The organism is Methylobacterium sp. J-048, assembly GCF_022829515.1.
In the GTDB taxonomy this organism is placed as follows: Bacteria; Pseudomonadota; Alphaproteobacteria; order Rhizobiales; family Beijerinckiaceae; genus Methylobacterium.
Genome location: NZ_JAKSYL010000056.1, coordinates 131,323 through 138,381, shown reverse-complemented (window position 1 = coordinate 138,381; position 7,059 = coordinate 131,323). Strand labels below are relative to the sequence as shown.

Annotated in this window: 5 protein-coding genes; 4 read left to right on the top strand and 1 reads right to left on the bottom strand. The window is 70.7% G+C overall.

Features of this window, described 5'->3' with window-relative positions; genetic code table 11:
* A partial coding sequence (locus MKL09_RS03240) for an SDR family oxidoreductase (RefSeq protein ID WP_244017876.1) occupies positions 1–314 on the bottom strand: 314 nt, incomplete at its 3' end.
* A 193-nt stretch (positions 315–507) separates the two neighbouring features.
* Here MKL09_RS03240 and MKL09_RS03235 point away from each other — a divergent pair.
* From MKL09_RS03235 to mutS, 4 genes are all read left to right on the top strand, one after another.
* A complete protein-coding gene (locus tag MKL09_RS03235; RefSeq protein ID WP_244017874.1) occupies positions 508–2,241 on the top strand; it encodes a patatin-like phospholipase family protein in 1,734 nt (577 codons plus the stop codon).
* A 400-nt stretch (positions 2,242–2,641) separates the two neighbouring features.
* A complete protein-coding gene (locus MKL09_RS03230) occupies positions 2,642–3,502 on the top strand; it encodes an alpha/beta fold hydrolase (protein ID WP_244017872.1) in 861 nt (286 codons plus the stop codon).
* A gap of 349 nt (positions 3,503–3,851) precedes the next feature.
* A complete protein-coding gene (locus MKL09_RS03225) occupies positions 3,852–4,139 on the top strand; it encodes a hypothetical protein (protein ID WP_244017870.1) in 288 nt (95 codons plus the stop codon).
* A 152-nt stretch (positions 4,140–4,291) separates the two neighbouring features.
* On the top strand, positions 4,292–7,009 hold the full coding sequence (mutS, locus tag MKL09_RS03220; RefSeq protein WP_244017868.1) for a DNA mismatch repair protein MutS: 2,718 nt from the start codon (positions 4,292–4,294) through the stop codon (positions 7,007–7,009).
* Positions 7,010–7,059: the final 50 nt, after the last annotated feature.

The window sequence follows — 7,059 nt, the reverse complement described above, 5'->3', positions numbered from 1 at the left end:
CACGTCTCGAGCGGCAGGTCTTCGAGGGGCACAGGCGGCGCGCCGATCCCGGCATTGTTGAACAGCAGGTCGAGGCGGCCGAACCGGGACTTGGTCTGGGCGAACAGGTTGGCGATCGAGGCCGGGTCGGTCACGTCGGTGGGCACCACCAGGGCGCGCCCCGCCTCGATCTGCGCCGCGACCTCGTCGAGCGGCGCTTGCCGCCGACCGGACAGAACGACCTGCCACCCGGCCCCGGCGAGGGCCAGGGCCGACGCCTTGCCGACGCCCGTGCCGGCTCCGGTCACGATCGCGATCCGATCCGCTCCCGACATCGCTTCCTCCCTGATTATGACGTTGTCCTGCCTGTACCGGACCGCCGCCCCGGCGCGAAGGGCGATCGGTTTCAGATGGGATCGGACCGTATCGGCCGGCGACGCGCTATAGTGGAGCACGGGGGATGCGGATCGGGAGCGGCGCGATGGGGGCGTATCACTACTGGGCGCGCGGGTTCGGGACAGGGCGGAGGTGAACGCACCCGAGATCCCGTTTCTGGCCGGCCTTGACGCCATGGCGGTCGACGCGGTGCGTGGCCGCATGGTCTCGATGGTCGTACCGGCCGGCCACATCCTGTTCGAGCAGGGCGATGCCGGCGACGCGCTCTATACCCTGGTCTCCGGCGCGGTCGGCGTCTCGACCCGCGATCAACACGGCATCTATACCCGGATCGCCCGCCTGCGGCCGCCCGAAACCGTCGGCGAGATGGCGCTGCTGTCCGAGGCGCCGCGGGCGGCGACCGTGATGGCGCTGCGCGACTCGCAGCTCCTGTGCCTCACGCGCCCGGCCTTCGAGGCTGTGATCACGGAGCATCCCCACACGCTCCTGTACTTCGCCCGGATGCTCGCCGAGCGCCTGCGCACGCTCTACGAAGGCCATTCGGTGCACCATGCGCCGCGCACCTTCGTGGTGCTGGCGGTGACCGACGGCCCGGATCCCGAATCGTTCGCGCAGGCCTTCGCCGCCGCTCTGGATGCGCTCCTGCCCGGTGCAACCGGCTGTCTGGCCCGATGGCCGGACGGCGCCGACGAAGACTGGGTTCACGCTTTCGAAGCCCGGCACGCCCGCACGGTGTTCGTGGCACGGGACATCGACGGTCCCTGGTCCCGGCTGAGCCAGCGCCTGGGCGATCACGTCCTGCTGCTGGCCGAGCCCGGCGCGCCGCCGCATCCAGGCGTGACCGCCTACCTGGAACGGGTGCGCTCGGATTGGATCCGCATGGATCTGGTGGTGCGCCAGGATCCGCATGCCGAACGCCCGAAGGCCCTGCATCCAGCGGTCGCGGACCTGCCCGCGGCCATGCGGATCCAGCACCGCTCCGGTCGGCCGGACGACATGGCGCGGCTGGCTCGGCTCGCCTGCGGCGCAGGACGGGGCCTCGTGCTCGGCGGCGGCGGCGCGCGGGCGCTGGCCCATCTCGGCGTCCTCAAGGCCCTCGACGAGGCCGGCTGCGCGCCCGACTTCGTCGGCGGCACCAGCATGGGCGCGATCATCGCGGCCAGCCTCGCCATGGGCTGGAGCCTTGCCGAGATCCGGGAGCAGACCGAGACCACCTTCACCGGCCGCAACCTGATCAACGACTACACGCTGCCGATCCATGCCCTGACCCGGGGCGCCAAGGTCGATGCCAGCCTCGCCGCGCGTTACGGTGGCGTGCGCATCGAGGATCTGTGGCTGCCGTTCTTCTGCGTCTCGTCGAACCTGACGACTGGGCGCGCGATGATCCACCGCGACGGCGACCTGCCCAAGGCGCTGCGGGCGAGCATCGCCATCCCGGGGCTGCTGCCGCCGGTCCTGTGCGACGAAGGCGTCCTGGTCGATGGCGGCATGATGAACAACGTGCCGGCGGATGTCGCCGCCGACCTGGAGCGCGGCCCGGTCCTGGCCGTCGACGTCGGCAGCGACCGCGCGTTCCAGGACATGCCGAGTCGGGGCTGGCGCGGCCGTCTCCTGCGCAGGCTGATCGGGTCGCCGGCGGCGATGCCGGCCCTCGCGCCACTGCTGCTGCGCGCCGCCACCGTCTCGAGCGATGCGCAGACCATGGTGGCGGCAGCCCACGCCACGGCTCTGCTCAAGCCGCCGCTCGCCGGCATCGACCTGCGCGCCTGGTCGAGCTTCCGGGAATCCGCCGAACTCGGCTACCGGGATACCTGCGCGCATATCGCGGCCGGCCATCTGGCGCGGTGGCTCGATCCGATGCGCTGACCCATCGCCGGTTCGGACCGAACCGTCGGTTGTGCGCCAACGCACTGCGGCGATGCGCGGCGGGTAACCGAATGCCCCGCGCGACGATCTTCACTGGAGAGAAGACACGTCGAGCCCGAGAATTATGATGCCCCATTCCCCAAGACCGCACGCCGCGGCCGACACGAACGTCGCGCAAAACCTACGGGACGGCGCGGGATCGCCCTATGTCCCGGCGAAAGGTGCCCTGCTGCACGGTGCGGCCTTCGTCCTGCTCTGCCTTTGGACGCGGACCTCTCCGGACCGCCTCAGGGACCAACTCGACGCCGAGGCGGGCGCCTGTTCCGCCCTCGGCTTCTGACGGGACGGACACGCGGCGATTCCAGCCGTGAGCCGTCGGCCATGCGGAGCGCGGGACCTGATGACGGATGTGGTGGGCGTCACGTTTCGCCGGATCGGCCTGCCGGAGGTGAGCCTGCACGTCGCCGAGGCCGGCCCGGATTCGGGTCCGCCGACCATCCTGCTGCACGGCTTCCCGGAATTCTGGTACGGCTGGCGCCACCAGATCGGGCCGCTCGCGGAAGCCGGCCTGCGCCTCGTCGTACCGGACCAGCGCGGCTACGGCCTCAGCGACAAGCCGAACGGCGTGGCCGCCTACCACCTCGATAAGCTGGCCGCCGACGTGATCGCCCTGGCCGACGCCTACGGCTTCGCCACGATCCGCCTCGTCGGCCACGATTGGGGCGGGCTCGTCGCGTGGTGGACGGCCAGCCACTATCCCGACCGGATCGCCCGGCTCGCCATCCTCAACGCGCCGCATCCGGGCGTGGTCGGATCCTATATCCGCCGTCACCCGGGGCAGTGGCTGCGCAGTTCCTATGTCGGCCTGTTCCAGCTGCCGGTCCTGCCGGAGCGGCTGCTCACCGCGGACCGGTGCCGAGCCCTGCGGCGGGCGCTGACCCGAACGAGCCGGCCGGGCGCCTTCGCGGCCTCCGACCTCGACCGCTACGTCGCGGCCTGGCTACAGCCCGGCGCGATGACGGCCATGCTGAACTGGTATCGGGCCCTGGCCCAGTTGCCGCGAACCGAGCCGCCGCGCGTGCCCGTGCCGACGCTGATCCTCTGGGGCAGGCAGGACACGGCCCTGCAACCGGGCCTCGCGGAAGCCAGCTTGGCGCTCTGCGAGTCCGGGCGGATCCAATGGCATGCGCAAGCAACCCATTGGCTCGCTCATGAGGAGCCGGAAGCCGTGAACGCCGCGCTGCGGACCTTCCTGGCCTAGCCGGCTTCGAAGCGCAAAGCCTGGTCACACCTTCACACCGGTCCCGCACACCAGTCCCGCGATCCGTCCGCTTCACCGAATCTCTGCTCGTCTCGGCATCGGGCGGTTCACGACAGCGCAAATGTCTCCGCCGGCGTAATTGCCGACCCAGTTTCTCCTCATAAGTTGCATCGACACAGTTCAGCCCTTGCTTAGGGTCGTTTTCGTCAGCCTCATACGGTTTGGATCACGGCTTAATCCCACGCTTAGTCAGTTTGCACAGAACCCTTTTTGCCTGTCTCCCAGGAACATACCGGTCCGCGAACCATTGTGGTGGGACTTAACCGAAATCGACCGGAGCATTTCAACAATGTCATTTCGTTCACTGCTGAATGCGGGCTTGGTGTTGGGCGGTCTCGTCGCCGGAACGGCGACGGTGCAGGCTGCGCCGGCCGCGCCGCAGCCGGGCCTGGTCGGGCACGACATGGTCGAGTCCGTGGTGATGCATCACCGGATGCACCGGCATCACTCGACGCGCCATGAGCGCCGAGCCCGCCGCCTGAACACGATGCGGCACGGCAACCCGAACGCCAAGAACCCAGCCCTGCGCGGCTACCAGCAGAACCTCGGCGGCACCACCAACGGTCCGCGCTACTGAGCCGACCGACCCGGTTGGAACGACGGCCCGGCGCCCACAGCGCCGGGTTTTTTTGTTTCGACGGTGCCTCATCCACGGGTGGTGATGGTTTCTCCCCAGGCGCATCGCGCGGCACGGCCTGATTCGGCGGCGTCACTCTGCTAAGAGGCGCCATGGCTCGAACCGCCGTCCGCACCGCTCCTGAAACGCCGCCCGCCGCCAGCCTGGATCCGGCCGGCGCCACGCCGATGATGGCGCAGTATATCGAGATCAAGGCGGCCAACCCCGACTGCCTCCTGTTCTACCGGATGGGGGATTTCTACGAGCTGTTCTTCGGCGATGCGGAGATCGCTTCGCGGGCGCTCGGCATCGTGCTGACCAAGCGCGGCCGACACGGCGGCACCGAGATCCCGATGTGCGGCGTCCCGGTGGACCGGGCCGACGATTACCTCAGCCGGCTGATCGCCCTGGGCAACCGGGTCGCCGTCTGCGAGCAGACCGAGGATCCGGCCGAGGCGAAGCGGCGCGGGCCGAAATCGGTGGTCCGGCGGGAGGTGGTGCGCCTCGTCACGCCGGGCACGATCACGGAAGATCGGCTGCTCGATCCGGCCAGCGCCAATCTCCTGCTGGCGATCGGGCGGCGCAAGACCGGGGAGGGCGCCACGGCCTACGGGCTGGCCGCCATCGACATCTCGACCGGCCGCTTCTCCCTCAGCGAGGTCTCGGGCGGCGATCTCGCCGGCGCCATCGCCCGGCACGATCCCCGGGAGATCGTCCTGTCCGAGGCGATCCATGCCGAGCCAGCCCTGGCTCGGATCTGGCAGGAGAGCCGGGCCGCGATCGTCCCCCTGGCTCAAGCCGAACTGGAGCCGGCCGCGGCCGAGCGGCGGGTGCGCGAGCAATACGGCGTCTCGACGCTTGACGGCTTCGGCAGCTTCACCCGGGCCGAGATCCAGGCTGCCGGGACGGCCCTGCTGTACATCGCCCGGACCCAGATCGCCGCCCGGGCGCCGCTGTCGGTGCCCAGCCGAGAGGAGGCCGGGGCGACGCTCGCCATCGATGCCGCCACCCGCGCCAATCTGGAACTGACCCGAACCCTCTCGGGCGCACGCGCAGGCAGCCTTCTCGACACGATCGACCGGACGGTGACGGCCAACGGTGCCCGGCTGCTGGCCGAGCGCCTCGCCGGTCCGCTCACCGATCTGACCCGGATCGCCAAGCGGCACGAGACGGTCGCGCTGCTGGTCGAGGACCACGCCCTGCGCCGCACGATCCGCGAGACGCTGGCCAGGGCGCCCGACCTCGCCCGGGCGTTGTCGCGGATCGGGCTCGGCCGCGGCGGACCCCGCGACCTTGCGGCGATCCGGGACGGGCTCGCAGCAGCCGCCGGGCTCGGGACCGTCCTGACGCGATCCGACGCGACCACGGCGGAGCTGACTCAGATCGCGCAGGCCTGCGGGGCCGCCGACCCGGCTTTGATCCAGACCCTGCTGGCGGCGCTGGCCGACGACCTGCCGCTGTCCCGCCGGGACGGCAATTTCGTGCGTGCGGGCTACGCCGCCGAGATCGACGAGGCCCGGCTGCTCGGTCAGGATTCGCGCAAGGTCGTGGCGGCGCTCCAGGCCCGCTACGCGGAGGAGACCAGTTGCCGGACCCTGCGGATCAAGCACAACAACCTGCTCGGCTATTTCATCGAGGTTCCGCAATCGTTGGGCGAGGCCTGCCTCAAGGGTCTGCAGCGCGACTTCGTCCACCGCCAGACCATGGTCGACGCGATGCGCTTCACCAGCGTCGAGCTCGGGGACCTGGAACGGAAGATCGCCGGTGCGACCGAGCGGGCCGAGGCCCTCGAAGCCGCGGTGTTCGATGACTTGGCCGGGCGGGTCCTGGGCCAGGCCGAAACGATCGCCCGGACGGCCGAGGCCCTGGCCTCGCTGGATGTGGCCGCCAGCAACGCCGAGCTTGCGGTCGAGCTGGACTGGCGCCGGCCCGAGGTCGACGATTCGCTGGCGTTTGCCATCGCGGGCGGCCGCCACCCTGTGGTCGAGGCGGCCCTGCGCCGGGCCGGCGCGCCGTTCATCGCCAACGAGTGCGACCTGTCGGGCGAGACACGGGGCCGGATCCGGCTGATCACCGGCCCGAACATGGGCGGCAAGTCGACCTTCCTGCGCCAGAACGCCCTGATCGCGGTGCTGGCCCAGATGGGCGCCTTCGTGCCGGCGGCCTCGGCACGGATCGGCCGGGTCGACCGGCTGTTCTCCCGGGTCGGCGCCGCCGACGACCTCGCGCGCGGGCAATCGACCTTCATGGTCGAGATGGTCGAGACCGCCGCGATCCTCAATCAGGCTACACGTCGCTCCCTGGTGATCCTCGACGAGATCGGCCGGGGCACCGCGACCTTCGACGGGCTGTCGATCGCCTGGGCCTGCCTGGAGCATCTCCACGAGGCCAATGCCTGCCGGGCGCTATTCGCCACGCATTTCCACGAGCTGACGGCTCTGGGCGACCGGCTGGCGCGGCTCGACAACGCCACCCTGAAGGTGGCCGAGCACCGCGACGGCGTGGTGTTCCTGCACGAGGTGGTGCCGGGCATCGCCGAGCGCAGCTACGGCCTGCAGGTGGCCCGCCTGGCCGGCCTACCGGGCAGCGTCGTGGCCCGGGCCGGGGCGATCCTGAAGAGCCTGGAGAAGGCCGAGCGCGGACGCCCGGCCCGGGCCAAGATCGACGACCTGCCGCTGTTCGCCGCCCTCGCGCCGCCGCCACCGCCGGAGCCCCCGGCGGAGGATCCGTTGGGCGCGCTGCTCGACGCGATCGACCCGGACGCGTTGACGCCTCGGGAGGCGCTGGATGCGCTCTACCGGCTGAAGCGGGAGCGGGCGGAGACGCGGTGATCGCGGGGTGACCGGGGGGGCTCCCACCAATCCTCCTCATCCTGAGGTGC